General features: G+C 57.1%; 25 protein-coding genes. 10 read left to right on the plus strand and 15 right to left on the minus strand.

The features are described 5' to 3' along the window. Window positions 1–29 precede the first annotated feature (29 nt). From BLM14_RS10995 to BLM14_RS11015, 5 genes are all read right to left on the minus strand, one after another. Window positions 30–644 (minus strand): riboflavin synthase, encoded by a 615-nt coding sequence (locus tag BLM14_RS10995; RefSeq protein WP_099999396.1) that lies wholly within the window; start codon window positions 642–644, stop codon window positions 30–32. Between the two features lie 10 nt (window positions 645–654). After that, window positions 655–1770: a bifunctional diaminohydroxyphosphoribosylaminopyrimidine deaminase/5-amino-6-(5-phosphoribosylamino)uracil reductase RibD gene (gene ribD, locus BLM14_RS11000; RefSeq protein ID WP_418314178.1), complete on the minus strand. Its 1116-nt coding sequence runs from the start codon at window positions 1768–1770 to the stop codon at window positions 655–657. Further along, window positions 1767–2249: a transcriptional regulator NrdR gene (gene nrdR, locus BLM14_RS11005; RefSeq protein WP_099999397.1), complete on the minus strand. Its 483-nt coding sequence runs from the start codon at window positions 2247–2249 to the stop codon at window positions 1767–1769. The genes ribD and nrdR overlap by 4 nt, the downstream gene beginning before the upstream one ends. A gap of 158 nt (window positions 2250–2407) precedes the next feature. Then, entirely contained in the window at window positions 2408–3715 is a 1308-nt protein-coding gene (glyA, locus tag BLM14_RS11010; protein ID WP_099999398.1) for a serine hydroxymethyltransferase, read from the minus strand. 184 nt (window positions 3716–3899) lie between these two features. Beyond that, window positions 3900–5180, minus strand: coding sequence for a L,D-transpeptidase family protein (locus BLM14_RS11015; RefSeq protein WP_099999399.1), 1281 nt, complete (start codon window positions 5178–5180; stop codon window positions 3900–3902). 326 nt (window positions 5181–5506) lie between these two features. On the opposite strand from BLM14_RS11015, the gene BLM14_RS31025 reads away from it, so the two are divergent. Both BLM14_RS31025 and BLM14_RS11020 read left to right on the plus strand, forming a co-directional pair. Beyond that, window positions 5507–5857: a hypothetical protein gene (locus BLM14_RS31025; RefSeq protein WP_133123844.1), complete on the plus strand. Its 351-nt coding sequence runs from the start codon at window positions 5507–5509 to the stop codon at window positions 5855–5857. After that, window positions 5854–6693, plus strand: coding sequence for a hypothetical protein (locus BLM14_RS11020; protein WP_099999400.1), 840 nt, complete (start codon window positions 5854–5856; stop codon window positions 6691–6693). Before BLM14_RS31025 ends, BLM14_RS11020 begins: the two co-directional genes overlap by 4 nt. Before the next feature lie 73 nt (window positions 6694–6766). Here BLM14_RS11020 and ldtR read toward each other — a convergent pair whose 3' ends face one another. The 3 genes from ldtR to BLM14_RS11035 form a co-directional block, all read right to left on the minus strand. After that, window positions 6767–7282 carry a transcriptional regulator LdtR gene (gene ldtR, locus BLM14_RS11025; protein ID WP_099999401.1) on the minus strand — a complete coding sequence of 172 codons (516 nt, stop codon included), beginning with the start codon at window positions 7280–7282 and terminating at the stop codon, window positions 6767–6769. A 193-nt stretch (window positions 7283–7475) separates the two neighbouring features. Beyond that, the gene (locus BLM14_RS11030) at window positions 7476–7904 is read right to left on the minus strand and encodes a DUF6163 family protein (RefSeq protein WP_099999402.1); all 429 of its coding nucleotides are present in this window, start codon (window positions 7902–7904) and stop codon (window positions 7476–7478) included. Between the two features lie 10 nt (window positions 7905–7914). Continuing rightward, window positions 7915–8970 carry an enoyl-CoA hydratase/isomerase family protein gene (locus BLM14_RS11035; protein ID WP_099999403.1) on the minus strand — a complete coding sequence of 352 codons (1056 nt, stop codon included), beginning with the start codon at window positions 8968–8970 and terminating at the stop codon, window positions 7915–7917. 159 nt (window positions 8971–9129) lie between these two features. On the opposite strand from BLM14_RS11035, the gene hemB reads away from it, so the two are divergent. The 5 genes from hemB to BLM14_RS11060 all read left to right on the plus strand — a co-directional run bounded on the left by hemB (window position 9130) and on the right by BLM14_RS11060 (window position 13037). After that, entirely contained in the window at window positions 9130–10167 is a 1038-nt protein-coding gene (gene hemB, locus BLM14_RS11040; RefSeq protein WP_099999404.1) for a porphobilinogen synthase, read from the plus strand. 170 nt (window positions 10168–10337) lie between these two features. Then, on the plus strand, window positions 10338–10754 hold the full coding sequence (locus BLM14_RS11045; RefSeq protein WP_418314230.1) for an RDD family protein: 417 nt from the start codon (window positions 10338–10340) through the stop codon (window positions 10752–10754). A 46-nt stretch (window positions 10755–10800) separates the two neighbouring features. Further along, window positions 10801–11220, plus strand: coding sequence for a hypothetical protein (locus tag BLM14_RS11050; RefSeq protein WP_099999406.1), 420 nt, complete (start codon window positions 10801–10803; stop codon window positions 11218–11220). A 102-nt stretch (window positions 11221–11322) separates the two neighbouring features. Beyond that, window positions 11323–12069, plus strand: coding sequence for an arginyltransferase (locus BLM14_RS11055; RefSeq protein WP_099999407.1), 747 nt, complete (start codon window positions 11323–11325; stop codon window positions 12067–12069). A gap of 83 nt (window positions 12070–12152) precedes the next feature. Then, window positions 12153–13037 carry a DMT family transporter gene (locus tag BLM14_RS11060; RefSeq protein ID WP_099999408.1) on the plus strand — a complete coding sequence of 295 codons (885 nt, stop codon included), beginning with the start codon at window positions 12153–12155 and terminating at the stop codon, window positions 13035–13037. A gap of 6 nt (window positions 13038–13043) precedes the next feature. Here the strand turns inward: BLM14_RS11060 and BLM14_RS11065 are convergent, their stop codons facing one another. The 6 genes from BLM14_RS11065 to parC form a co-directional block, all read right to left on the minus strand. Then, window positions 13044–16193, minus strand: a complete 3150-nt coding sequence (locus BLM14_RS11065) for an efflux RND transporter permease subunit (protein ID WP_099999409.1) — start codon at window positions 16191–16193, stop codon at window positions 13044–13046. Then, window positions 16190–17398 carry an efflux RND transporter periplasmic adaptor subunit gene (locus tag BLM14_RS11070; protein WP_099999410.1) on the minus strand — a complete coding sequence of 403 codons (1209 nt, stop codon included), beginning with the start codon at window positions 17396–17398 and terminating at the stop codon, window positions 16190–16192. Before BLM14_RS11070 ends, BLM14_RS11065 begins: the two co-directional genes overlap by 4 nt. Window positions 17399–17428: 30 nt before the next feature. Then, window positions 17429–18148, minus strand: coding sequence for a TetR/AcrR family transcriptional regulator (locus BLM14_RS11075; RefSeq protein WP_099999411.1), 720 nt, complete (start codon window positions 18146–18148; stop codon window positions 17429–17431). A 107-nt stretch (window positions 18149–18255) separates the two neighbouring features. After that, window positions 18256–18549, minus strand: a complete 294-nt coding sequence (locus tag BLM14_RS11080; RefSeq protein ID WP_099999412.1) for a HigA family addiction module antitoxin — start codon at window positions 18547–18549, stop codon at window positions 18256–18258. 11 nt (window positions 18550–18560) lie between these two features. Continuing rightward, window positions 18561–18839 carry a type II toxin-antitoxin system RelE/ParE family toxin gene (locus BLM14_RS11085; RefSeq protein WP_099999413.1) on the minus strand — a complete coding sequence of 93 codons (279 nt, stop codon included), beginning with the start codon at window positions 18837–18839 and terminating at the stop codon, window positions 18561–18563. Between the two features lie 95 nt (window positions 18840–18934). Further along, a complete protein-coding gene (gene parC, locus BLM14_RS11090) occupies window positions 18935–21214 on the minus strand; it encodes a DNA topoisomerase IV subunit A (RefSeq protein WP_099999414.1) in 2280 nt (759 codons plus the stop codon). 226 nt (window positions 21215–21440) lie between these two features. Between parC and BLM14_RS11095 the strand changes: the two genes are divergently transcribed. After that, window positions 21441–22640: a hypothetical protein gene (locus tag BLM14_RS11095; protein WP_133123843.1), complete on the plus strand. Its 1200-nt coding sequence runs from the start codon at window positions 21441–21443 to the stop codon at window positions 22638–22640. 76 nt (window positions 22641–22716) lie between these two features. Here BLM14_RS11095 and aspS read toward each other — a convergent pair whose 3' ends face one another. Further along, window positions 22717–24507 (minus strand): aspartate--tRNA ligase, encoded by a 1791-nt coding sequence (gene aspS / locus BLM14_RS11100; protein WP_099999416.1) that lies wholly within the window; start codon window positions 24505–24507, stop codon window positions 22717–22719. A 160-nt stretch (window positions 24508–24667) separates the two neighbouring features. Here aspS and rnd point away from each other — a divergent pair, with 160 nt between their 5' ends. Both rnd and BLM14_RS11110 read left to right on the plus strand, forming a co-directional pair. Continuing rightward, window positions 24668–25828 (plus strand): ribonuclease D, encoded by a 1161-nt coding sequence (gene rnd / locus BLM14_RS11105; protein WP_099999417.1) that lies wholly within the window; start codon window positions 24668–24670, stop codon window positions 25826–25828. 236 nt (window positions 25829–26064) lie between these two features. Further along, window positions 26065–26982, plus strand: coding sequence for a DMT family transporter (locus BLM14_RS11110; RefSeq protein ID WP_099999418.1), 918 nt, complete (start codon window positions 26065–26067; stop codon window positions 26980–26982). Window positions 26983–27000 lie beyond the last annotated feature (18 nt).

Raw genomic sequence — 27000 nt, forward strand, 5'->3', positions numbered from 1 at the left:
GGGTGGCGTCGCCGCCGTTGGCTGTCGTCCTAGGCTGATTTCGGATATTCTGCAAGCCGCGCAGCGTATCTCGCCATCTGATCAATTTCGATATTGACCTTGTCGCCGACCTTGCGGTCGCCCCAGGTCGTCACCTCAAGCGAATGACGAATGAGCAGGACATCGAATTCGTTGCCATTGACGGCGTTGACCGTCAGCGACGTGCCGTCCAGCGCGACAGAACCCTTCTGCGCGATAAACCGTGCAAGCTGCTCCGGCACACGCAGGGTGAAGCGCACGGCGTCACCCTCGTCCTCACGTTTGATGATTTCCGCCAGGGCGTCGATATGCCCGGAGACGAGATGACCGCCCATCTCGTCGCCCAGCTTCAATGAGCGCTCAAGATTGATGCGTGTCCCGGATTTCCAACCCGCAATACTGGTAAGCCGCAGGGCTTCTTCCCAGGCTTCAACTTCGAACCAGCGAGCATTCGATCCTTTTTCGGGAAGCGTCGTAACCGTCAGGCAGACACCAGAACAGGCGATGGACGCACCAATCTCGATCGTTTCCGGATCGTAATTGGTTTCAACGCGCAGCAACACGCCTTCATTGAGCGGCTTGACCTGACCGATTTTGCCGATATCCGTGACAATTCCCGTAAACATCCGTGGTTCCTTAGCGAGGCCTGATATATTCGCCGTACCGGTCTTCACCGAAGCGATATTCGCGCAAGAGTTTGAATTCACGGGCGATATGGGAGTGGAGTTCAGGCACTGCAACCCCGTCGCTATCGCCAATTGCAATCGGACCCTCGAAAAGTGCAAGGCGATCGACCAGCCCCTCCTGCAAGAAGGAGCTTGCGACCGTTGCGCCACCCTCCACCATCAAGGTCGATATGCCCTGTGCCGCGAGGTCGTCGAGCAATTCAGGCAGCGCAGTTGCCCCGCAATCGGTTTCCGTCGCCAGGATCCGGCAACCCGCTGCCACGAGTGCCTGTCGTTTTGCGGGTTCGGCAGCTGCACTGCCTGCAACCCAGACTGGAACGGACCTTGCACTCCTGACCAATGTGCTATCGAGCGGCAGGCGAAGCCGGCTGTCCAGAACAACGCGGATCGGCGAACGGGATTCCAGCCCCGGTAAACGGCACGTCAGCTGCGGATCGTCTGCAAGTACTGTACCGATGCCGACCAAGATCGCATCGGATTCAGCCCGCATCAGATGAACCTGCGACCGGGAAACCGGTCCCGTGATGGAAACTTGTCCATCGCCTCGCCGGCCGATGAATCCATCGCTGGAAAGTGCAAGCTTCAGAGTCACTTCCGGCCGTTTCTTCGCAGAACGAATCAAATAGCCGGCGAGATTATCGGCGGCCACCGCACCAAGTATGTTCTCCTCAACCTCGATGCCTCCAGCACGCAAGATGGCATAGCCCTTGCCTGACACGCGATCATCGGGATCATTGGTGGCAGAGATGACACGGGCAACTCCGGCAGTAATCAGGGCATCCGCGCAGGGTGGAGTCTTGCCATGATGAGCACAGGGCTCAAGCGTAACGTAAGCCGTTGCGCCGCGCGCCTGTTCACCCGCTTCAGCCAGGGCCTGCGTTTCGGCATGGGGCCGTCCGCCAATTGCCGTGACTCCGCGCCCGACGATCACGCCGTGCTTGACGATCAACGTGGCGACGGAGGGGTTTGTCCCGGTCAGCCCCTGATGGCTGCGTGACAGGCGAATAGCCGCGGCCATGAAGCGGCGATCAAGCGCATTCTGTTCCGACCCGGTCATTTGGCTCATTGGTTCTCGACCGGATCCGGGACAATATCACCGGAGGTGATCTCGTCGATGACATCGTGGAAGTCCTTGGCCTCGCGGAAATTGCGATAGACGGAAGCGAAGCGAATATAGGCAATGTCATCGATGACCTTCAAGGCATCCATGACCAACCGGCCGATTTCATCCGACGAAACCTCGGGTTCACCGGAGCTTTCCAGCTGGCGAACAATGCCCGAAACGGCGCGTTCGACCCGTTCGGGATCAACCTGGCGTTTACGCAGCGCCACTTCAACGGAGCGCATCAGCTTGTCGCGATCGAACGCAACCTTGCGGCCGCTTTTCTTGATCACCAGCAGATCGCGCAGTTGCACGCGCTCAAATGTAGTAAAGCGTCCGCCGCAATCCGGACAGACACGCCGCCTCCGGATCACCGCGCCGTCTTCGGCCGGGCGGGAGTCTTTCACCTGAGTGTCTTCAGACTGGCAGTAGGGGCAACGCATCGAGTGGCTTTCTGAACGTAATCAAATCTGAGCGAAGATAGTGTCTTTCTCGAAGATATAAAAGCGTTCAGGCGGAGAGGATTGTGAACGGACCGTTCGATCCACCGCAATCTTCTCCGCCCGAGTAAAATCAAGCCGTATCAGTCGGTATTCAGACTTTACCCCAGATATGGATAAAGCGGGAAGCGATCCGTCAGGGTAATGACTTTCTGGTGGACAGCCTTTTCAACTGCGGCGTTGCCCTCATCGGAGTTTGCCACCTTCAAGCCGTCGAGCACTTCAGAAATCAGATCACCGATTTCGGTGAACTCCGCGGCACCAAAACCGCGGGTCGTTCCCGCAGGCGTCCCAAGCCGAACACCGGAGGTGACGAAAGGCTTCTCTGGATCGAAGGGAATGCCGTTCTTGTTGCAGGTGATGTTGGCGCGGCCGAGCGCCGCTTCAGCGCGCTTGCCGGTTGCATTCTTCGGGCGAAGATCGACCAGCATCAGATGGTTGTCGGTTCCGCCTGAAACGATGTCGAGGCCGTTCTTCTTCAAGGTTTCGGCCAGCGTTTTCGCGTTGGCGGCAACGTTCTGGGCGTAGGTCTTGAACTCCGGCTTCAGCGCTTCACCGAACGCAACAGCCTTTGCGGCGATGACGTGCATCAGGGGGCCACCCTGGAGGCCCGGGAACACGGCCGAATTCATCTTCTTGGCGATTTCCGGGTCATTGCTGAGGATCATGCCACCACGCGGTCCACGCAGAGATTTGTGGGTCGTCGTGGTGACAACATGCGCGTGCGGAAGCGGCGACGGGTGCACACCGGCAGCGACGAGACCGGCGATATGCGCCATATCGACCATCAGATAGGCGCCAACAGCATCGGCGATTTCGCGGAAACGCTTCCAATCCCAGATACGCGAATAGGCAGTTCCACCGGCCAGGATCAGTTTGGGTTTGGTCTCGTGTGCCTGTTTCTCGATCGCATCCATATCAAGCAGATGATCGTCCTGGCGCACGCCATAGGAGACGACCTTGAACCACTTGCCGGACATGTTGACCGGAGAGCCATGCGTGAGGTGACCACCGGAATTGAGGTCGAGGCCCATGAACGTATCGCCCGGCTGCAGCAGCGCCAGGAAAACCGCCTGGTTCATCTGGCTACCCGAGTTCGGCTGGACATTGGCAAACTCGCAGCCGAAAAGCTGTTTCGCGCGCTCGATTGCCAATTCTTCTGCGATATCAACGAACTGGCAGCCGCCATAGTAGCGCTTGCCCGGATAACCTTCGGCATATTTATTGGTCATGATCGAGCCCTGCGCTTCGAGCACGGCACGCGACACGATGTTTTCCGATGCGATCAGTTCGATCTCATGACGCTGGCGGCCCAGCTCCTTGCGGATGGCGCCGAAGATTTCCGGATCGATCTCTTCGAGCGATGCGTTGAAAAAGGTATCTGCAACAGAAGCGCTTGCATTCGACATGGTGCCTGGACCCTCATTTGCCGGTGGGTAATTCAAAGGTAATTGCGGCGCATTATCATACTTAAACCGGCAAGGCCAATGGCCGGTACGCGAAAAGCATTAGCCCGAAACCGCCTTTCGGGATTCAAATATGAAAAGACCGCCCGAAGGCGGTCTGTATCAGCATATCGTCCAGTGCATGCGATCAGGTATTCGTACCGATCGACAGAGCAGCCTGACCATCGCGCTCGTAGATATCGTCGCGCAGATGGACAACGCCATCGCCCGTCGACCATGCTGTGACATACACAAAATGCAGCGGAACGGGATCGGTCACCTGGATCGGCGTATTGACGCCGGTCTTGATGGTTGCCTCCATCGTCTGGCGGTCCCAGCCGGCCGTATCGCGCAGGAGCCAGACATTGAGATCGCGGACGTTCTGCACACGAACGCACCCGGAAGACTCGAAGCGCATCAGCTTGTTGAATACGCCCTGCTGCGGTGTGTCGTGCATGTAAACCGCGAAAGCATTCGGGAAGTTGATCTTCGTCGACGACATGGCGTTGATCTTGCCCGGATCCTGACGGAACATCAGCTTCATCGCGTCTTCGGTGCTCCAGTCAACCGTTTCCGGAGCGATTTCCTCGCGGGTCCGCTCATCGAACAGACGGATCTTGTTGCGCTCGAGGTAAGTCGGATCCTTGCGCATCAGCGGAATGATATCTTTCTGGATGATCGACTTCGGTGCGGTCCAGTAAGGATTGAGGATGACTTCGTGAATCTTCGAATCGAGGATCGGCGTCTGGCGATCAATCTTGCCGACGATAGCGGTGTGGCGCTGGACAACGCGGGCACCTTCCACAGCCTCCAGCTGTGCAGCTGGAATATTGACCATGACGTAGCGCCCGCCCTGATCAGTAGTGGCAAGAGTACGGACACGCTCGAGATTGGTCTGCAACTGGTTAAGGCGAATGTCGGCCGGAACATTCATCGCAGCGAGGGAATACTCGCCCATGACACCGTCTGCCGGAAGGCCGTGACGCGCCTGGAAACGCTTTACGGCGGCATCGACGTAGGTATCGAACGAATTCGACAGGCCTGCACTCTCAGAAAGATCGCCGGCGATCATCAGGCGCTTGCGCATGGCAGCGACGGACGGATCAATGACACCAAGCTGCAACTTCACAGTTGCATCTACTCTTGGCCAGCCACCATTGCTGACGATCTGGCTGTAGGTATTGATGGCGCTTTCGATGAAGGAAGCTGTTTCTGGACTTGCGATCGGCTGGAAACTTGCGACCTTGCCCTTGTTGCTCGAACGGGCATCGAACTGATCGTCCCAGTTGCCGCGGCGGGGAGCAGCAAGAATTTCACCGATATCAGACTGCTGCGCGAAAGCCGCTGACGTCGCTGCAGCGAAACCAGCCGTTGCCACGCCTCTCAGAAATGCGCGGCGATCAAGCGCTGATGATCCGAATTTCTTCATATTTTGTCCAACCCTTGGAAGTTCTGCAGTCAAGCTGCTCACCGCAATGTGCAAGAGCAGATATGGTTTCCAAAAATATCAGGAACATCCTTAACAAACACCAACCTTTACACTGAATAGCGTGATTGTGATGGTGAAGACCAGTGAGGACTGTCGTCGATGCTACGCTGACATGAAGTATTGGATGTGCAATTTCATTCCATTATGGCGGATTAATGACTGTCGGGCGGCATGCGGCCGATGATGTTCCACCACCTCTTAAGACCAAGGTCTAATTGACAACCATTTCGAATTATAGGAATTTTATCCTTTTTAGGAGACAATTCATGAGTATTGCCGACACGCCCGAATATCCAATTATCCGCCTAAAGGCCCAGATCGCCGCAAATAATGTCATTTTCGCTTTGGAGAGGCTGGCTCCGCGCTTCGGGTCTGCCCTACCGCACACCGGACCATGTCCGGCACGAGCAGAAAATGCTGCAGGAGCAGCTCGATTTGCGATGCGCATAGATACACGGGGCAAAGTCCTCCATGACAATACAGTCTGTGTTTACGATCTCAAAACTGGAAACAGAGGTATCACCGTTCCAAGGGCCGTAGAAATATACGAATCCGTCAGACGACGTTTCAAAACCATGCCTGAAGTACGCATTGTGGAAGTGAACCCAGGCCGATGACAACGATTTCACAAGCCCGCAAGGCGCTTCAGCCTGTCCTCGCCCATAACCCAGATCTGGTTTTAATGGGACGATTTCTTATCATCAAGCCGGTGCACCACATGCTGAAGGGCATATTCCTTGACCGCAGCAGTATTAAAAATCAGTTCGTGACAAGCACAAGCGTCAGGCTTTTCGCGGGGCCGTGGACGAGCATGCGCGGCGAGCGATTCCACGGATTTTTTATCACACAGAAAGAACTCGAAAAGTTAATTTTTTTTGCCGCTTCGGATAGAGTCATCAATCATAATGACCATCCTGATGCCGCTGAAAAAGTGCGTGTTACGTCCGAAATCCGAAAAGCAGTTTACAGTTTCAACAAAGATTACAGGAGCCCCGAACATTGGGATAACTGCGTCCGAATGGAATGGGTCCGTTGGGATATCGCCGATCCTGCAAGTATTCGCCTCATGTGCGAAATGATCGAGGATGAAGTTCTCCCTGACTTACGAAAAATAGTATCATTCGATGATTTCGTAACGTTTGCCGATACGCTCGGCTGGGCTGATCATTTCCCCTATAGAACCAGTGCATTTGAGCGCATGTTCGTCGCTACTGCGGAAGGTGATTTCGAAAAAGCGCGCGCATTATGGGATTCCAATGAACAGGACCCCGACTATTTCCAAACAAAAGAGCTCGAAAATTTTATGGCCAGAATGCCAAACTTCCATCCCGCCCTGCTTGCAGGGGATCGCGCCGCCCTGGCCAAGATTTTCCATGATTGGGAAGAACAATCGGTAAAAACCTACGAGATCGAAAAGTACTGGGAACGCACCCCTTTCCCGCTTGAGCTTTGAACCGTCGATATGACAAAGCCCGCCTTCGCGATGCACGAAGCCGGGCTTTTGTTATTATGGGTTGTCGCGCTGTTTACATCCGATAAGCGATGGAGTCGTTCCAGAAACGATCGAGGCGCTGAAGAGCCTTGTTCATGGACTGGAATTCTTCCGCCTTGATGCCACCGACATGTTCGATCGAGGCAACATGGCGCTCATAGAGACCTGCAACCAGTTCCGCGACTTCCGTTCCCTTTTCCGTCAAGCTGACCCGGACCGAGCGGCGGTCGGTGCGTGAACGTTCGTGGGAGATGAAGCCGAGTTCGACCAGTTTCTTCAGATTGTAGGAAACATTCGAACCCAGATAATAGCCCCGGCTGCGCAATTCACCGGCGGTGAGTTCTGCATTGCCGATGTTGAACAGAAGCAATGCCTGGATGGCATTGATGTCGCTGCGGCCATTGCGGTCGAATTCATCTTTGACAACATCAAGCAGACGACGATGTAACCGTTCGACCAATTGAAGTGCTTCAAGATAAAGTGTCCGCAATGCTGTGTCACTTGGTGTTGAATGCGAGCTTGCGCCAGACTTTCTCTGTGTGTTGTTCATAATACCTGCCTCACTGTTGTTTCGGTGTATTTTTCTCACCGTTGAGGCAACACTATCCAATACGCATAAAATTCGACTTAAAACACAGACTTAACAGTGCGTTACCGCGAATGAATCAATTTCAATCTTAATGAAGACTTACCCGGCACCTAAAGCCGGACGGAAAACCGGTGCCATTTTTCCTGGCCTCGCCTTATCTCACCGGCTTCGCCTGCTGGCGCTTCTGCAGGAAAAGCACGGCGCGGAAACAGATATAGAGAAGTGCCACACACCCATGCACCACGGCGATCTGCGGCCTGTAGAAGAAGTAATTGGAGAAGACCGTGAACATCAGCGTTTCGCCAAGTGCGGCGACAAACCAGATGACCGGCCCCCAGGAAACCATCATCCAGAGCCCGGTCGAAGCCACGGGATAGAGCATGGCCAGAGATACCGAAGCGACTTTCCACTGCCAGGGCATCAGGTCGAAGCGCCAGAGCAGTCCCTCATAATATCCGCTCAGCTGCGCCCAGTAGCCGACGCCCGCCACCAGGCAGTAGATCGAAACGAGCCGCAGAAACCAGACGAAGCCCAGCTGGGCCATTGTCGGGTCGAATGGCAAATGGGTAGGCCGTTCGTTCATGTCACGCCATTCATGTCAATTGCAGTTCCCGCTCGCCCAGAGGCGCGAAATAGGCATCGACCATCTCCGGCGTTACGTCATCTATATTGGCGGGCTGCCACACAGGCGTATTGTCCTTGTCCACAAGAAGTGCGCGAACGCCTTCATAAAAATCGTGATTCTCAAGCATGCGCGACAAAATCCGGTACTCCATTTGCATGCATTGATCCATCTCCAGATCACGCCCCTCCTCGATCTGCCTGAACGTCACGTGCAGGCTTGTCGGAGAGCGTGTCTTGATAAGATCCAGAATCTGCTGCGCCCAATCGTTTCCGTTCACTCCGGCAGCGGCAAGGCGGATGAGACAACCGCCAAGCGTTTGCGAATCGAACAGAACACCTATCATATCGCGGGTTTTCTCGGGCGTTTCATAGTCCGGATTGATCGTTTTACCCCGCAAAGCGATGTCGGGATTGCCAGTTCTTATCAGGCTCCGCCGCACCCTCTCCTTGTCTTCCGCCTTGATCGCATGCGTGGCGATACCGCTTTGCAGACAATCCCCCTGGCGGACGCGGGTGCCGGTCAGGGCGAGATAGGTGCCGAAATGTTCCGGCAGATGCGGCAGGAAGGCGCTGCCACCGACGTCCGGAAAGAACCCGATGCCCACTTCGGGCATGGCGAACATGACGTTTTCCGTCACAACGCGATGCGAGCCGTGGACTGAAATACCGACACCGCCGCCCATGACGATGCCATCGATGAGGGAAATGTATGGCTTGGGAAAGTGCCTGATAAAGGCGTTGAGGCGATATTCATCGGCAAAGAATTCATAGAGAGGCTGACCGGAACGACCAGCATGATAGACGGCAAGGATATCACCCCCAGCACAAAAGGCCCGCCCCTCACCTTCGACGATAACGCAATGGACGTCCGGATCGGTGGACCAGGCGATGAGTGCACGATGGAAGGCGTTGACCATGGTCCGGGTCAATGCGTTCAGGGCCTTGGGCCGTGTCAGACGCACCAGACCTGCCTTGCCCCGCCTTTCGAACACGATTTCGCCTTGCCCGCCAAAATCGATTTCCATGCACCCCTCCAGATTTTCTTCGCTGACGTTAGGAAACTCCGGCGCACCGCGTCAATGGATCACAGATACGGACCAGCACCTTGGTCAATAGCGCGATCCCTGTTAAAACCATTCCAAACAACAGAAAAATGTCTGCGATCGGCAGACAAGGCAGCAAACATGAACAAACATCCCGCATTTCAGGCCCGTGCGCCCCGAACCGTCGATGAAATCACGCAAAGCCGTCGGTTGCGGCGTATGCGCAAGGCTGACTGGTCGCGGCGCCTGGTCCAGGAAAACCAGCTGACGGTCAATGATCTGATCTGGCCGATTTTCCTGTGCGAGGGCACGAACCGGCGTGAAGACATTAGCGCCATGCCGGGCGTCCAGCGCTTTTCTGTGGATATGGCGGTGCGCGAAGCCGAGCGTGCGGCAAAGCTTGGCATTCCTGCCATTGCCACCTTTGCCAATATCGCCGCCGACCTGCGCGACGAGTCCGGCTCAGGTATCCTCGATCCGGACAACCTCATCAATCGTGCAACGCGGGCAATCAAGGACGCGGTGCCGGAGATCGGCATGATCACCGACGTTGCGCTTGATCCGTTCACCAGCCATGGCCATGACGGTATCCTGCGTGATGGCATTATCGTCAATGACGAGACGGTCGAGCAGATCACCAAGGGCGCGGTACTCCAGGCGGCTGCAGGCGCGGACATCATTGCGCCGTCGGACATGATGGACGGGCGTATTGGCGCAATCCGCGACGCGCTGGACCACAACGGCTTTCAGGATGTCGCGATCATGGCCTATGCGACGAAATTCGCCTCGGCTTTCTACGGCCCCTATCGAGAGGCAATTGGTACGTCCGGGCGTCTGAAGGGTGACAAGAAGACCTATTACATCGATCCGGCGAATACCGATGAAGCAGTACGTGAGGCCGAACAGGATCTGGCTGAGGGTGCGGATTCGCTCATGGTCAAGCCTGGCCTGCCCTATCTCGACATCATCCGCCGGCTGAAGGACACCTTCGCCATGCCGACCTTCGCCTATCAGGTGTCGGGCGAGTACAGCATGATCAAGGCTGCCGGCGCCAACGGCTGGATCGATGAAGAACGGGTCATGATGGAGACCCTCCTCGCCTTCAAGCGGGCTGGATGCGACGGCATTCTGACTTATTTTGCTCCGATTGTAGCAGAGCGTTTGAAAGCCGGCTCCTGATTAGAATTGCGCTCATATTGGAGCACAAACCGCTCTAGTCTTGATTTATTGTTCTCCAATTCCCAATTTCAGCAGAACGGCAATGTGTCCGCCGCTTTGAAACAGGAAATGAAATGAACGCGAAGACCCTTGATGGCGAAATCATCACCAACCGCCTGGATGACTGGCGGATGTATCAGGGCGTGCGGACGAGCCGTATCTTCGCGTTCCTGATCGACTATGTGATCGTGTTTTTCCTGTGCATTCCGGTCGCGGTCCTGATTGCGATCCTCGGCGTGGCAACGCTCGGTCTCGGCTGGATGCTCTACGGCATTATGTTTCCCGTGGTTGCTCTTGCCTATGTCGCGACGACTTTAGGCGGCCCGCGCCAGGCGACCAAGGGCATGCAGATGATGGGCCTGAAACTGGAGCGGCTCGACGGTCAGAAGGTTGACGGCCTGCTTGCTGTCGTTCACACGATCCTCTTCTGGGGCCTGAATGTCGTGCTGACACCACTCATCCTGCTGGCAACACTGTTTCTCGATCGCAAACGGACTGTCCATGACCTGCTTCTGGGCACCGTGGTGGTCCGTGCCTACACCAATTAATCCCAAGGGCTCCTGATCTGGAGCCCTCCTTCATTCGGCTATCATCATGATGAATTTACGATCCTTTGCGCTCGTTCTCGCGGCGCTTGCATTCTATGGATTTGGTGTTGCGAACGGGATCGCCGCATCGCCAGCCGGTCGCTTTTGCGGCGAGATGATCTCCAGTGGCGATTACCAGGACGTCGAGACCCTTCTCAACGTGGATAGGGACGGCCGGATAGCCGGACGCTATGAGCTCGATGAGCCGGATGGCCGTGTGGAGGGGACGCTGACAGAGAAGGACAGCGCCGGAACATCGAGAACACTGGTGTGGACGGATAAGTATGGCACCGGACTGCTCGAACTTAAATTCTCGGATGATTATAAAGGATTCAAGGGCCGCTGGGGTGGTTCGAACAATGGCCGGTTCGAAGCTCCCAGCCATTCCTGGAATGGGTCCATCTGCACTGGTCTTTCAGACAGATAATATCTCACCGGAGACATTCACAGCTGAATACAATATAATTGAATTGACGTTTGAGACGGTCGTACGATTCTATAGGCATTGCAGACCGTTCCAGGACAATGAATGACGCATCAACCGCAGCAGTCACCGCAGTTTTTCCTGACAGCACCTTCGCCCTGTCCCTATCTGGAGGGCCAGCTTGAGCGCAAGGTCTTCACGCATCTGGTTGGTGGCCGTGCCAGTGAACTCAATGACCTCCTGACACAGGGCGGCTTTCGCCGTTCGCAGAACATTGCCTACCGTCCGGCCTGTGAAAACTGCAGGGCCTGCGTATCGGTGCGTATCCTTGCCGGCGAATTCAAGCAGGATAAATCCATGCGCCGCGTCTGGAACCGGAACAGGGACCTGATCGGCAATATCCATCACGCTGAACCTTCGACCGAACAATATTCCCTGTTCCGGCACTATCTCGATGCCCGCCATAACAAAGGCGGCATGTCGGAAATGACGGTGCTCGACTATGCCATGATGGTCGAGGACACCCATGTGCCAACCCAGATCATCGAATACCGGCGGCGCGGACCGGATTCCTTCATCACCAAGAAAGGCGAAGGGGAACTCATCGCCGTAGCATTGACGGATATGATGGGGGATGGGCTGTCGATGGTCTATTCGTTCTTCAATCCGGAGCATGCGAGCCGCTCGCTCGGTACCTTCATGATCCTGGACCATATCCAGCGTGCCGCCGCCGCCGGCCTGCCGCATGTCTATCTCGGCTATTGGGTCGAAGGCTCGCGCAAGATGCAATACAAGATCCGCTACAAGCCACAGGAACATCTCGGCCCTAAAGGCTGGGAACGACAGGATTAAAATCCCGGCTTCAGGTCCCTGGACGAAGATATAAACTCCCGCTAGACCACGCGGCATAATCAAAAAAACGCCGGAAACGCCGCATGTCGCAATTACAGCTCGACCACCACAAGGGCCTGCTCATCACCGGGATTGGCGGGCTTGTGCTTACCGCAGACATTCCACTGCTCCGGCTTGGCCAGGGAGAAACCTGGTCGACCTTGCTGTTGCGCAGCGTCACCACCTTTGTCGCGGCCTTGATCATATGGGCGGTCTGGAGCCTTGTGACAGGCAAGTTGCGTCCCGTCGTTCCGGGCCGTGTCGGCCTCGTTGTTGCCGCGCTCTACGGCCTCACCTCGATTACCTTCATGATCGCAGTCTACAACACGAAAACAGCCAACCTCGTATTCATCCTGGCGTTCAACACGGTGTTCTCGGCGCTGCTTTCATGGATTTTCCTGAAGGAACGGCCAAAGACTGTCACTTTCGTCGCCATGTTTTTCATGCTGATTGGCGTCGGGATCATAGTGCGCGAAGGGCTCGCCTCCGGCCATATATTCGGAGATCTGGTGGCACTGCTCTCCACCTTCATTCTCTCGTTGGCGATCACGGTCAGCCGTTCGTCAGGCAAGGACATGGGGTTTGCCGCGATCATCGGCACAGCGCTGCCAATGCTGGTGGCGGCTTTCATGGTATCGCAGAACGGCTATGCCGTTGCGGTGCCCGGGTGGATCATTTTTAATGGCGCGGTTGTTACAACCCTTGCGTTCCTCTGCCTGGCAACTGGTCCGAAGTTCATTTCCGGACCGGAGGTGGCGATGTTCTACCTGCTGGAGACCGTATGGCTGGTCTTTTCAGAACGGCCAAGCAACCCAACTCTGGTTGGCGGCGTGATCATCATCACCGCACTGGTCTGCCACTCGCTCTGGCAAATGTATCATGTGCGCAAACAGGCGCGAACGGCGGCATTACTCCGCCATCCGATCTAACGCCCCCTATTCAGCCGCTTCTGCGATAACACGACCCGAAGGATGAACCGGAACCGACCGCGTGCCGGGCCTTGGCGTTGCTTCTGCCTCGTCCGGAATATTCGGCCGGAATGACCAGCGAAATGCGCGGGCCATCCAGTGGCTGACGTCGTCCATAATCGTATAGAAGGACGGAACGAAAACCAGCGACAGGACGGTCGAGATCAGCAGGCCGCCAATCACTGCAATGGCCATTGGTGCGCGGAATTCGCCGCCATCGCCGAAAGCCATGGCCGCAGGCAACATGCCGGCCGACATGGCGATGGTCGTCATGACGATCGGGCGGACACGCTTGCGGCCCGCATCGATAATGGCCTCGTTGCGCGGTATGCCATGTTTCACTTCTTCAAGGGCAAAATCGACGAGCATGATGGCGTTCTTCGTAACAATGCCCATCAGCATCAAAATACCAATGACCACCGCCATCGAGACGGAATTGTTGGTCAGCAGAAGCGCAACCGCAACACCGGCAATCGAAAGCGGCAGCGACATCAGGATCGTGAAGGCGTGGAAGATGCTGCCGAACAACAGGATCAGAACGACAAAAACCAGCATGAGCCCCATGATCATGGCGTCACGGAAGCCGGCAAAGACTTCGCCCATGACTTCCGCATCGCCTGTTTCCTGGATGCGCACGCCATCCGGCATGGATGTCGCCTGCGGCAGGTTCTTGACGATCGAGAGCCCCTCGCCGATCTCCTTGCCGCCCGCCATATTGGCACCGACAACGATGCGGCGTTCGCGATTGAAGCGCTCGATCGAGGATGGTCCCTGCCCGAAACTGATCTCGGCAATTGATTCCAGCGGCACCACGACACCCGACGGCGTCGTTACGGTCAGCGTGCTGAGAATTGACAGATCGCGGCGAGATTCTTCGGTCAATTGAACGCGGATCGGTATCTGGCGATCGCCGACCGTGTATTTGGCAAGGTTCGGGTCGAGATCGCCCTGCGTCGCAACACGCAGCGCGTCCGACAGTGCTGTGGTAGAAATACCCAGTTCCGCCAGCTTGTCCATGCGCGGCGTTACAATGATTTCGGGCCGGTCAAGTGCGGCGGTCGAGGAAACCGCCTGGAAGCTGCCGGTTGCCGTCATGGCGCTCTGGAGCAAGCGCGCCTGTTCGTTCACCTTCTCGCCATTGCTGCCAATGACGCCGACGGCGAACTCGCGCTCACCCCGATCATTGACGAAATTCGCACGCAAATCAGGCACTTCGGAGAGCTTGTTGAAGATATCGACCTCGACCTGCTTTTGCGTCCGATCGCGCTCGCTCTTGTGACTGAGCTTGACAATCATAGTTGCACGACGCGTGTCGAGCGAACCAGTCGGCGAAGCGCCGCCAGTAATGTAGGTCTGCTGCACTTCCGGAATTTCGCGAACCAGCGATGCAGCCTGATCGGTCACACGTCGTGTTTCCTCGATCGGTGCGCCTGGCGGCAGCTCGAGGCTGACGGCAACGCGTGCCTCATCCTGCGGCGGCACGAAACCGGAGGGGAGGAAACCCATCGCCCAGATGGCGATGGCAAATATGGCCACGCCGCTGATCAGCGTCAGCCAGCGATAACGTAAGGTAACAGTGAGGAAACGCGTATAGGCTTTGATCCAGCCCATCTCTTCCTCGCCATGATGCAAGCTTTTGCCATCGCGCAGGAGGTAGGCCGTCATCATCGGCGTTATCAGGCGGGCGACGAGCAATGAGAAGAAGACAGCCACGGCCACCGTCAGGCCGAATTGCTTGAAATATTGCCCGGCGATACCGCTCATGAAGCTGACCGGTGCGAATACCGCGATGATGGTCACGGAGATGGCGATGACGGCAAGGCCAATTTCGTCGGCGGCCTCCAATGAAGCCCGGTATGGCGATTTGCCCGACCGCATATGCCGGACAATGTTCTCGATCTCCACAATCGCGTCATCCACCAGGATACCGGTCACCAGTGTGATACCGAGCAGGCTGATCAGATTAAGCGAGAAACCCAGCATATCGATCGCCCAGAAAGTCGGGATAGCCGAGAGCGGCAATGCGACCGCCGCGATGAGGGTAGCGCGAATATTGCGCAGGAACAGGAAGACCACGACGATCGACAGCAGCGCGCCTTCAACAAGCGAACTCATGGCGGACTCGTAATTGCCATAGGTGTAATTCACTGAATTATCGATGATATTGAAGCGTGCATCGGGATATTTCTGCTGCAGCTGGTCCATGCGCGCCTGCACCAGCGCGTAGACATCGGCGTCGCTGGCACCTTTGGCACGAAACACGCCGAGCGATACGACGGTCTGGTTGTTCACGCGGGCAAAGGATTTTGGCTCTTCATAGGCATCGCTGATCGTTCCAAGCGCATCAAGCCGCACCGAGCGCCCCCCGGCCAGGGGTATTTCCACCGCCCGCAGATCGTCGAGCGTGCGCGATGCGCCGAGCGTGCGGATTGTCTGCTGGGTGCTGCCGAGATCGCCGCGTCCACCGGTCAGGTCGGCATTCATCGACTTCAGCGCGCGATTGACATCGGCAGCCGTCACGCCGAGCGCGGTCAAGCGGTCCGGATCCAGCGAGACGCGGATTTCACGCGTGACGCCCCCATAGCGCTCGACGCGGCCAACGCCCTTCAGGCCCTGAATATCGCGCAGGATCTTGTCGTCTACGAACCAGGAAAGCTCTTCTGACGTCATGGTCGGCGCCGAAACGCCATAGGTCAGGATCGCCGAACCTTCGACGTCGACCGAATTGATGATCGGCTCCTTGATCGTCGCCGGAAGATCGTCGCGGATACGCGACACTGCGTCCTTGACGTCGTTAAGCGCCTTTTGCGTATCCACCTCCAGGCGGAATTCCACCAGCGTTGTCGAGTTGCCTTCAGTCAGATTGGTGGTGACGTTCTTGACGCCGGTGATATTGGCCACCGAGTCCTCGACGCGCTTGGCGATCTGCGTTTCGAGCTCGGTCGGCGCGACGCCGGGATCGGTAACCGAGACAGAGATCAGCGGCACGTCGATATTGGGAAAGCGCGTGATTGGCAGCTTGGCAAAGGCCATGAGGCCGAGTACGACCAGCACGACAAAAAGCAGGATCGACGGAACCGGGTTGCGGATCGACCAGGCAGAAATGTTCCAGTTCATTGGACCGCCCCTGTCGTCTCATCGGTCACGCGAACCGGCGTGACGCGGTCGCCATTGGCAACGAAGGTTCCGGCGCGGGCGACGACATCCTCGCCTTCGGCCAATCCTTTCAGCACTTCCACTGCACGGTCGTTGCGGATGCCGAGTTCAATTTTGCGGCTCTCGACGACGCCATCCTTTACCACCTGCACCAGTGCAGAACGGCCATGGTAGACAACGGCGGAAAGCGGAACACTGATCCCGTCGCGGCGCGTGAGTTCAATGACTGCGCGGGCAAAATTGCCGGGCCGGATCGCGGGATTCCTGTCGAGCGCGATCTTGACCGAGCCGAGACGCGAGCTCGCGGTGATCTCTGGCGATATGAGCCGAACGCGACCGGCAACGGGTTCATCCATACCGGAAACCCGAACGGCCACGGGCATGTTTTCTTTCAGCCGGGGCAGATCGATTTCCGGGATGTTGGCGGCGAGTTCAAAATCCTGATCACGCGCGATACGGAACAGCGGACCGGCATTGAACGAGACGATACCGCCCAGAAGCGCGTTGCGGCTCAGGACAACACCGCTGGCCGGTGCCTTCACGTCGGCTTTTTCCAGGCGTAGCAGCACATCGCGCTTTTGCGCGGCAACGAGCTGCAATTGCGACTTGGTGGCGACCAGCGCCTGCCGGGCCGTATTGAGCCGGGCATTGGCGCTGTCATGCGCGTTGGTGGCGTTGTCGAGTTCCATTTTTGAATTGATGCCCTTGGCCGACAGTGCCCGCGCCCGGTCGAGCGCTTCCTGCGCCTGGCGGACAGCAATTTCCGCATCGACGATCTGCGCCTCGGACTGGGCGATGGACGCATCCGCCTGAGCGCGCTGCGCTTCGATCTGGGCCAGCTGGATTTCCAGCGATGATTTGTCGAGCCGGGCGAGGATATCGCCCTCCTTGACCACGTCGCCCTGATCGGCATTGAGCTCCAGAACAAGCAAGCCCGCGACATCGGTGCCGACAGCAACCTCCTGGCGGGGCACGATGGTGCCGGTGACGGTGATCGTCGCCACCATTTCGGTCTTGCTCGCAGGCGTGACGTTGATGACCGGCGCCTTGGCTTCCTGGATTGCCGCCACCGCTTTCTCCTCGGCAAATCCACTGGCACTCATGGACGACGAGAAACCCAAGGCGAGAGCCAGAGGAAGCAGTATTTTCTTGCTATAGTGCGTCATTGGATAATCCGGGGGTGAGAGCAGTATCATTCATTTGTCTTGGTTGTTCGTCGGGCGCAGCATGGCCACGGCGAGCGCCCGGAACACCGGTTCCAGCGCTTCGACCGGGACGCCGAGAGACGGGAAATTCCGCATGATGATCCCCTCGCCCATCGCCGCCAGCGTTGCCACGAGCAGTTCCATATCAGTGACGGGATCGATCTCGCCGCGCTCCTTGGCTGCGGTGAACGCTGTCAGAAGCTTCTCGCGCATCAGACCTTCATGAAGCTCGCAGATAGCGGCAACGCCCTCGTTGCGCATGGCTTCGGCGCGGACTTCAACGAAAAGGCGGGCGCTGGAATCCCGCGGGCCCGGCCCGGTCGTGTTCAGCGACATTTTCCGCACATGGTCGATACCGACCTGCGTTACGGCGTCGATGATATTCCTGGAGGTCAACATCCGGTCAAGGATTTCAGCGCTTTCCTGGCGGTGCGCCGCTGAAATCTTCTCGATGATCGCCTCTTTAGACGGGAAATAGCGATAGAGCGCACCAGGACTCATGCCAGCTTCGGAGCAGATCTCATTCATCGAAGCGCCGCGAAATCCAGAACGGATGAAGCAGGTCATCGCCGCATTGAGGATGCGCTCTTCCTGCGCTTCGCGATTGCGTGCGCGTTTTCCGAACAGTTTTGCGACGAAACAATGCGACGCACCATCCGATTCATCGTCGGAGAGGTTCGCTGCCTGTTTCGGAAGCACATGATCAACCATAAGGGCCCAAATTAAAAAAGAGAGAACGTTCTCTCTCATTTACGGCAAAGCTCAAACGCAGTCAATACGAGAATGATCATTCTCGTTTCATCTGGCGGAAAGCTTGACTATGCAGGCGATGCGAGACGGGATAGGCCGCGCGTAATTTCATCGGCCTTCTTACGCACTTGTGCAACGTCATAGGCGGACTGCATGCTTAACCAGTGATCAGCCGAGCCGCCGATGACATACTCCAAGCGAAGGGCCATTTCCGCTGAAACGGCACTTTGGCCAGATAGAACGCGATAAAGTTGCGATCTCGTGACACCCAATGCCTGAGCGACAGCGCTAACAGGAAGATTGAGCGCTTCGATGTCATCTTTTAGGAGTGCGCCCGGATGAGGCGGATTTTTCATAGCCATATTTGCGACCCCTAGTGGTAGTCTTCAAAATCAACGTCGAAGGCATTTCCATCCGACATCGAGAAAGTGATGCGCCAGTTAGCCCGCACGGTTACAGCCCATTTTCCTTGGCGCTTACCCTTCAGAGGGTGCAGTCGCAAGGATGGCCGGTCCAGATCTTGAGGACTTCCGGCAGAATCCAGTGCCGCTAGTATCGCCGCAATCCTTGGGACCATATCCTGGGGCAGTCGACTTCCATCGTCCTGCTCATAAAGGCGTTTCAATGCGCGATGACCAAACGATTTTATCATTAGATTGTCCCATGTCGCGCGACAAGATACAATCCAAAATTCGTTCAATCCAGACAACTTAAGTCGTAGGTCGCGCAATCAAGCTTGGAGCAACTTCAGGAAAACTTGCCGGAACGCGGGAATCCTTTCGGCACCATGCGACCTGCGGTGGCTCGCGGACCGACCCATTCGAGCAGTTCCAGTTTGCCGCGGGTAAAGCTGCGGCCCGATGCATCCTGCCAGGTCAGGCCCTGCTCCATAGCAAAGATGCGAATGTCGGAAACGCCACCATCCTTGTAGCGCTGCAAGCGGACGCCCTTGCCCCGGCCAAGTTCAGGTACTTCGGTGAGAGGAAACACCAGCATCTTGCGGTTCTCGCCGATGATCGCAACGCTGTCACCATTGACCGGAATACAATGGCGCGCCTCGTCCGGCGCCTTGACGTTCATCACCTGCTTGCCCTTGCGGGTGTTGGCGATGACGTCCGCCTCGGGCACGATGAAGCCGTTACCGACATGCGATGACAGAAGCAGCTTGCGTTCCGGATTATGCACGAAAGCAGTGACGATATCCTGATCGTTCTCCATGTCGACGATGATACGGATCGGCTCGCCATGGCCGCGTCCGCCCGGCAGACTGTTAGCGCCGATCGTATAGAACTTGCCGCCTGTGGTCAGAACAAGAATGCGATCCGTTGTCTCCGCATGGAAGGCAAGCTTGAGCTTGTCACCTTCCTTGAAGGTCAGCGCCGAGAAATCCGCCAGGTGACCCTTCATGGCCCGCAGCCAGCCTTTTTCCGATACGACGACCGTGACCGGCTCTTTCTCGATCATGGCGTGATGGATATCCGTCAGATCGTGCTGCGGCGGATCGGCAAAGGTCGTGCGGCGTTTGCCGAGCAGCGTATCCGGCGCATATTTCTTCTGCATTTCCGAAATCTGCCAGGAGATCGTCTGCCATTGCTTGGGCTCGGATCCAAGGAGCTGCTCGATTTCGTGCTTTTCTGAGGTAAGGCCTTCGAATTCCTTGCGGATCTCGAATTCCTCGAGCTTGCGCAAGGAGCGCAGCCGCATGTTGAGGATCGCTTCGGCCTGATTGTCGGTCAGTTCGAACCGGCGGATCATCTCCTGTTTCGGCTCGTCTTCCTCGCGAATGATGCGGATGACCTCATCGATATTCAGATAGGCGATCAGCATGCCGCCGAGGATTTCGAGACGGCGTTCGATCTCGCCAAGACGGTGGCGCGAGCGCCGGATGAGCACATCCTTGCGGTGCTCCAACCATTGCTTCAGAACATCGCGCAACGACAGGACATTCGGCACCTTGCCGGCGGAAAGCACATTCATGTTCAAGGGGAAGCGCGTCTCAAGCTCGGTGAGCTTGAACAGGGATTCCATGAGAATGTCGGGATTGACGCTGCGGCTCTTGGGTTCCAGCACGAGGCGCACATCCTCGGTGGATTCGTCGCGTACATCGTCGAGCAGCGGCAGTTTCTTGGCGATCAACAGCTCGGCGATCTTCTCGATCAGCCGGGATTTCTGTACCTGATAGGGAATTTCGGTGACGATGATATTCCACGTGCCGCGCCCCTGATCCTCAACATGCCAGCGTGCGCGCAGGCGAAAACCACCGCGACCGGTCTTGTAGGCGTCAAGAATAGCATCCGGAGTTTCGACCATGATGCCACCCGTCGGAAAATCCGGACCGCGAACCTTGGTCTTCAGCGGATCCTCGTCCTCGACCTGCGACATCAGCTCTTCGACGGTTGCATCGGGATGCTTGATCAGGTGCAGGGCTGCGGCGCAGAGCTCCGAAACATTGTGCGGCGGGATAGATGTCGCCATGCCGACGGCAATGCCGGACGAACCGTTGGCAAGAAGATTTGGAAACGCACCCGGAAGAACGATCGGCTCTTCGTCTTCCTCATTATAGGTCGGCCGGAAATCAACCGCATCCTCGGTGATGCCTTCCAGAAGCAGCATGGCAACATCGGTCATCCGCGCTTCGGTGTAACGCATCGCTGCCGGGTTATCGCCATCGATATTGCCGAAGTTCCCCTGCCCGTCGACGACGGGATAGCGGACGGCGAAATCCTGCGATAGGCGCACCAGCGCATCATAGATCGACTGGTCTCCGTGCGGATGGAATTTACCCATCACTTCACCGACGATACGCGCGCATTTTGCATAGGATTGGTCAGGCGAAAGCCGAAGCAGGCGCATGGCGTGCATGATGCGGCGGTGTACCGGCTTCAATCCGTCGCGCACGTCCGGCAAGGCGCGGTGCATGATCGTTGAAAGCGCATAGGCAAGATAGCGCTCTTCCAGCGCCGCCTTCAGATCAACCGGTTCTACATTATCATCGCCATTGTCTGGCGGAATCAGGCTTTTTCCCATGTCAATGGGTTATCAATTCGCTGATTCCCGGGCAAGCGATGATTCGCCGAGATCACAGGCAGTTACCCGCATTTGGATCGCTGGATCGCTTGAAACTTGCGTTCAAACCTCAAATCTGACTTTCTAGCGCCAAAGTTGCAATTATTGCCCGTTGACTGGCGCCTGTCATAGTTTTGCCGCGCCCCATGCAATAGGTTCGAATGTTGAAAGCAATAGGGATCAAATCATGCCTCCAGTCCACCCTCTGAAGTCCGGTTTGCGCGTTCTCGCAGCAAGCTCCGCTCTCGTCATCGTATTTGCCGGTTCTGCCTACGCGGTCGATGGCAATGCGGTGGCCGCTCGATTGAAGGCAATCTACGCCGAACAGGGCGGCACCATCGACTACAGCTCTGTTGAAACCAATGGTTCGACGGTTGTACTCAAAGGTACGAAAGTCTCCACGGCCGGGATCAAGGAAAGCTTCGACGCCGGCGATGTGACATTGAACGACGTCAGCGATGTTTCGGGCGGCGGCTTCAAGATCGGGTCGTTGACGATGCCCGATATCGATTTCAGCCCGGAAGGCGAACCGGACAACAAGATAAGCATCGATGGCATCAGCCTCGAAGGCATTACCCTTCCCCCTGAGGGTGCAACCGAGCCTCTCGCAAAAGTTCTGCAATACGAGAAGGCCGAAGTGAAGCATCTCAACGTCAATGCCAAGGGCAAGGACGTGTTCACCGCCGACAATATGACGGCGACAATCGCGCCGCTCACCGATACGAGCCCCGTCGCGTTCACATCCAACGTCGAGCGCTTCAAGGCCGATCTGTCCGACGTGGAGGATCCAAAGACCAAGGATGCGCTCAAGGCCCTTGGCTATGAGACCATTTCCGGAAAAATCGAGATGAACGGCACATGGAACGTTTCCGACGGGCGTCTCAATCTCGAGAAAATGGACTTTATCGCCGATAACGCCGGCACGCTCGGTCTGACGTTCGATATTTCGGGCTATACGCTCGATTTCATCAAGGGCCTGCAGGAAGCCACCAAGAACATGGAAGGCAAGCCTGACGACGCGCAGGGCATGGCGATGCTGGGGCTGATGCAGCAATTGAGCTTCACCGGAGCGTCCATCCGCTTCGACGACGCGTCGGTCACCTATAAAGCATTGGACTATGTTGCCAAGCAGCAGGGCGCCAAACGTGGCGATCTGATCAACCAGGCCAAGGCGATCCTGCCGATGGCGGCAGCACAACTCGGCAATGCCGAATTCGCGCAGTCACTTGGCGAGGCCGTCAACACCTATCTCGACAATCCGAAAACCATCGAGATCAAGGCTGCGCCAGCAAAGCCGGTTCCCTTCGCCATCATCGCCGCCGGCGGCATGGCCGATCCGAAGTCGCTGATCAAGACACTTGGTGTAACGGTCAACGCCAACCAGTGACCGGCGTGAAACCAAACAAAAAGCCCGGCAGAGATGCCGGGCTTTTTGTTTGTTCGGAATCGGTTACGAAAGGTTTTTAAACCTCTTTCTTCACCGGATTGAGCCGAATGTTCAGATCGCGCAATTGAGCCTGCGATACTTCCGACGGCGCGTTCATCAAGAGATCATGAGCCTGCTGGTTCATCGGGAACATGGTGATTTCGCGCAGGTTCTTCGCGCCAACCAGCAGCATCACGATACGATCGATACCGGCCGCCATGCCGCCATGCGGCGGCGCGCCATACTGGAATGCTCGGTAGAGGGCACCGAAGTCCTCTTCCACGGTTTCCCGCGAGTGGCCGACAGCCTCGAACGCCTTGACCATGGTTTCCGGCAGATGGTTGCGGATACCGCCCGAGGCAATCTCGAAGCCGTTACAGACCATATCGTACTGGAACGCCTTGATGGTCAGTGGGTCCTGGTTTTCCAGCGCATCCATGCCACCCTGCGGCATGGAGAACGGATTGTGGGCAAAATCGATCTTCTTTTCGTCTTCGAGCCATTCGAAGAACGGGAAATCGACGATCCAGCACAGCTTGAACTGATCGCGGTCAACGAGGTTCAATTCTTCGCCGGCGCGCGTACGGGCAGCACCCGCAAAGGACACGAACTTCTTCGGATCACCAGCAACGAAGAAAACGGCGTCACCCTCGTCGAGGCCGAGCTGGATGCGCAGCGCTTCCGTGCGTTCCGGACCGATGTTCTTGGCAAGAGGCCCTGCCCCTTCAAGGTTTTCACCTTCCTTGCGCCAGAAAATATAGCCGAGGCCCGGCTGGCCTTCGCCCTGCGCCCAGGAATTCATGCGGTCGCAGAAGGCGCGCGAGCCGCCGGTCTTGGCCGGGATCGCCCAGACTTCCACCTTCGGATCGTTGGCGATCATGTTGGCGAAAACCTTGAAGCCCGACCCGGCAAAATGCTCGGTCACAGCCTGCATCTCGATCGGGTTGCGCAGATCGGGCTTGTCCGAACCATATTTGCGCATGGCGTCGTCATAGGCGATGCGCGGGAATTCCTGCGTGACCGGCTTGCCGTCGGCGAATTCCTCGAAAACGCCACGCAGAACCGGTTCCATCGTCGACAGAACGTCATTCTGCTCGACGAAGCTCATTTCGATATCGAGCTGGTAGAATTCGCCCGGCAGACGATCAGCACGCGGGTCCTCATCGCGGAAGCACGGCGCGATCTGGAAATATCGGTCGAAGCCGGACATCATGATCAGCTGCTTGTACTGCTGCGGTGCCTGCGGCAGCGCGTAGAACTTGCCGGGGTGGATGCGGCTTGGCACGAGGAAGTCGCGCGCACCTTCGGGCGACGACGCGGTAAGAATGGGCGTCGAGAACTCGGTGAAACCGATATCGCTCATGCGGCGGCGCATCGCGGCAATGATCTTGGTGCGCGACATGATGTTCTTGTGCAGTGTATCGCGCCGCAGATCGAGGAAGCGGTATTTCAGGCGGATGTCTTCCGGATAGTCGAGCTCGCCGAACACCGGCAAAGGCAGTTCCTTGGCAGCGGACAATACTTCGATCTCGCGGGCAAAGACTTCGATTTCGCCAGTCGGCATATTGGGGTTGACCGTATCGTCAGTGCGGGCCTTGACCTCACCGTCAACACGGATAACCCATTCACCGCGCAGGGTTTCCGCCAGTTTGAATGCGGGGGAATCCGGGCTGGCGACGATCTGCGTCAGACCATAATGGTCGCGGATATCGATAAAGAGAATGCCGCCATGGTCGCGGACGCGGTGAACCCAGCCGGAAAGACGAACTGTCGAACCAACGTCCGATTTACGCAAGGCGGCGCAGGTATGGCTGCGGTAACGGTGCATGATATGTGCCTCTGATATGTATGGTGCTAGTTGCCGGAAGGCATGGGAGAAGCCCCGAACTGAGCAGGAATTTGGGCGGACAAGCGCATTTTGACGGTGATTTGTCAAGATCAGGATTGAGGGCCAAGACAAACGCCAATCCATTCGCTATAGAAATTTCATGACCATGATTACAACCACAGATCAGCTTGAACAGGCTGTTGCCGCCCTTTCGCAATCCGATTTCGTGACCGTCGATACGGAATTCATCCGGGAGACCACGTTCTGGCCGGAGCTCTGCGTCATCCAATTGGCCTCTCCGGATCACACGGCGATTGTCGATGCGCTGGCGCCTGGCCTTGATCTTGCAGCGTTTTTCAAGCTGATGGCCGATGAAAAGATCGTCAAGGTGTTCCATGCCGCCCGCCAAGACATCGAAATCATCTTCCATCTCGGCAATTTGATCCCGCATCCGGTATTCGACACACAGGTTGCAGCGATGGTTTGCGGTTTTGGCGATGCAATCGCCTACGACCAGCTGGTGCAGCGGGTGGTTGGAGCGCAGATCGACAAATCCTCGCGTTTTACCGACTGGCGCCGCCGCCCCCTCTCCGAGAAGCAGCTGGACTACGCGCTGGCGGACGTGACCCATTTGCGCGACATCTATCTCCACCTGAAAGCCAGTCTTGAAGAGGAAGGCCGGACGGACTGGGTTCTCGACGAGATGAAGATCCTCACCGCCCGGGAGACCTATGACATGCACCCGGACGATGCGTGGAAGCGGCTGAAGATGCGCCTGCGCAAGCCGGTTGAACTTGCCGTATTGCGCAGCGTTGCCGCCTGGCGGGAACGGGAAGCGCGCGAACGCAATGTGCCGCGCGGCCGTGTCCTGAAGGACGACGCGATCTACGAGATCGCACAGCAGCAGCCGCGCGATGCGGAAGCCATGTCGCGTTTGCGAACGATTCCAAAGGGTTGGGAGCGCTCCAGCATGGCAACCGGTCTGCTCAATGCCGTCAATCTGGCACTCGACCTGCCCAAGGAGGACATGCCGCGCCTGCCGAAATCCGTACAGTCGCCCGAAGGCGCAGGCGCTGCGGCGGAACTGCTGAAAGTGCTGTTGCGGCTGGTCACCGAGGAGCACGGCGTTGCCGCCAAGGTGGTCGCGACCTCCGACGAAATCGACAGAATCGCGGCGGAAGGCGATGTGGAGGACATTCCGGCGCTGCAGGGCTGGCGGCGCGAGGTCTTCGGCGAAAAGGCGCTGCAGCTCATCAATGGCGCACTTTGCCTCAAATTCGAAAACAAGAAAATCCGCGCAGTAGCTTGGCCCGCTGAATAACGATTTTCAACCAGGCGCAACCAAATTGCAGCTCCGGATTGAGAATCTCGTCCCGGATTCGCGGATTTATGTGTGAGAATCGCCGATTTTCGCCGGGAATCGTATGACTTCGTGCAATTCGTGTGCGAGTTGGCCGTCACCCCGTTCGCAAATTATGGTTCGGCCGGGATCGAAGCTTTGGTGGCCTTCTCGCCGCTACCATTGTCGCATTGATCCTCTCTCGATGGAAAACAATCATGTCCGCTCCCGCAGCACCAACACCGGCACTCGCCAAAGAAATCGCCCTTCTCGCCGTCCTCGCCACGCTGTGGGGTGCCTCTTATACGTTCATCAAGATCGGCGTCGAAACCATCCCGCCGATTACCTTCATCGCGGCACGGACCCTGATCGCCGGCGGGCTGCTTATGGCGATCATCGGAATGCGCGGACTGTCGCTGCCTAGGGACCCGGACATCTGGAAGCGGTTCCTGATTCAGGCCTGCATCAACAGCGTCATCCCGTTCACGCTGATTGCCTGGGCCGAGCTGACCGTCGACGCCGGGCTCGCGACCATTCTCAATTCGACGACGCCGATCTTCGCCTTCCTGCTGACGGTGCTGATCACGCGGCATGAAGCGGTAACAACGCGGAAACTTTTCGGCGTTGTCGCCGGGGTCATCGGCATCAGCCTGATCATCGGTCTTGAAGCGTTCAATGGCCTGGGCAAGGGACTGGTTTCGCAACTGGCGATTGTGGTCGCGACGATCTCCTATGCCTGCGCCGCGATTTTCGGGCGCGGCTTCAAGGGGCTCGATCCAATGATGCCAGCGGCGGGCTCGCTCATCTGTGGCGCGGTGCTGCTCATTCCGGTCAGCCTCGTCGTCGACCAGCCCTGGACGCTCGCGCCCTCTGCCCATTCGATCCTGGCTTTGATCGGCTTGTCGGTCTTTTCGACGGCCCTCGCCTTCGTGATCTATTTCCGGCTTATCCACACATTGGGTTCGGTCAGCACCACATCGCAAGCCTACCTGCGGGTACCGATCGGCGTCGGCATCGGCGTGCTCTTCCTTGGCGAGAGCCTGACATCGACAGCATGGCTCGGTCTGATCTGCGTGATCGCGGGCGTTGCAGCCATGACGTTTCCGTCCCGCAAGAAGGCAGCTGTCACGGCCTGAGTTTCTAACCGTCACGGG

This window comes from Phyllobacterium zundukense, assembly GCF_002764115.1.
Lineage (GTDB): Bacteria > Pseudomonadota > Alphaproteobacteria > Rhizobiales > Rhizobiaceae > Phyllobacterium > Phyllobacterium zundukense.

Coding starts and splice junctions, on each gene's coding strand:
- BLM14_RS11060 (WP_099999408.1), top strand. CDS start 12,153: ATGTCGCAATTACAGCTCGACCACCACAAGGGCCTGCTCATCACCGGG.
- BLM14_RS11045 (WP_418314230.1), top strand. CDS start 10,338: ATGTATCAGGGCGTGCGGACGAGCCGTATCTTCGCGTTCCTGATCGAC.
- BLM14_RS11055 (WP_099999407.1), top strand. CDS start 11,323: ATGACGCATCAACCGCAGCAGTCACCGCAGTTTTTCCTGACAGCACCT.
- BLM14_RS11015 (WP_099999399.1), bottom strand. CDS start 5,180: ATGAAGAAATTCGGATCATCAGCGCTTGATCGCCGCGCATTTCTGAGA.
- nrdR (WP_099999397.1), bottom strand. CDS start 2,249: ATGCGTTGCCCCTACTGCCAGTCTGAAGACACTCAGGTGAAAGACTCC.
- BLM14_RS11110 (WP_099999418.1), top strand. CDS start 26,065: ATGTCCGCTCCCGCAGCACCAACACCGGCACTCGCCAAAGAAATCGCC.
- BLM14_RS11020 (WP_099999400.1), top strand. CDS start 5,854: ATGACAACGATTTCACAAGCCCGCAAGGCGCTTCAGCCTGTCCTCGCC.
- BLM14_RS11035 (WP_099999403.1), bottom strand. CDS start 8,970: ATGGAAATCGATTTTGGCGGGCAAGGCGAAATCGTGTTCGAAAGGCGG.
- parC (WP_099999414.1), bottom strand. CDS start 21,214: ATGGGAAAAAGCCTGATTCCGCCAGACAATGGCGATGATAATGTAGAA.
- BLM14_RS31025 (WP_133123844.1), top strand. CDS start 5,507: ATGAGTATTGCCGACACGCCCGAATATCCAATTATCCGCCTAAAGGCC.
- hemB (WP_099999404.1), top strand. CDS start 9,130: ATGAACAAACATCCCGCATTTCAGGCCCGTGCGCCCCGAACCGTCGAT.
- BLM14_RS11080 (WP_099999412.1), bottom strand. CDS start 18,549: ATGGCTATGAAAAATCCGCCTCATCCGGGCGCACTCCTAAAAGATGAC.
- BLM14_RS11075 (WP_099999411.1), bottom strand. CDS start 18,148: ATGGTTGATCATGTGCTTCCGAAACAGGCAGCGAACCTCTCCGACGAT.
- ribD (WP_418314178.1), bottom strand. CDS start 1,770: ATGAGCCAAATGACCGGGTCGGAACAGAATGCGCTTGATCGCCGCTTC.
- BLM14_RS11050 (WP_099999406.1), top strand. CDS start 10,801: ATGATGAATTTACGATCCTTTGCGCTCGTTCTCGCGGCGCTTGCATTC.
- BLM14_RS11070 (WP_099999410.1), bottom strand. CDS start 17,398: ATGACGCACTATAGCAAGAAAATACTGCTTCCTCTGGCTCTCGCCTTG.
- BLM14_RS10995 (WP_099999396.1), bottom strand. CDS start 644: ATGTTTACGGGAATTGTCACGGATATCGGCAAAATCGGTCAGGTCAAG.
- BLM14_RS11085 (WP_099999413.1), bottom strand. CDS start 18,839: ATGATAAAATCGTTTGGTCATCGCGCATTGAAACGCCTTTATGAGCAG.
- rnd (WP_099999417.1), top strand. CDS start 24,668: ATGACCATGATTACAACCACAGATCAGCTTGAACAGGCTGTTGCCGCC.
- glyA (WP_099999398.1), bottom strand. CDS start 3,715: ATGTCGAATGCAAGCGCTTCTGTTGCAGATACCTTTTTCAACGCATCG.
- ldtR (WP_099999401.1), bottom strand. CDS start 7,282: ATGAACAACACACAGAGAAAGTCTGGCGCAAGCTCGCATTCAACACCA.
- BLM14_RS11095 (WP_133123843.1), top strand. CDS start 21,441: ATGCCTCCAGTCCACCCTCTGAAGTCCGGTTTGCGCGTTCTCGCAGCA.
- BLM14_RS11065 (WP_099999409.1), bottom strand. CDS start 16,193: ATGAACTGGAACATTTCTGCCTGGTCGATCCGCAACCCGGTTCCGTCG.
- aspS (WP_099999416.1), bottom strand. CDS start 24,507: ATGCACCGTTACCGCAGCCATACCTGCGCCGCCTTGCGTAAATCGGAC.
- BLM14_RS11030 (WP_099999402.1), bottom strand. CDS start 7,904: ATGAACGAACGGCCTACCCATTTGCCATTCGACCCGACAATGGCCCAG.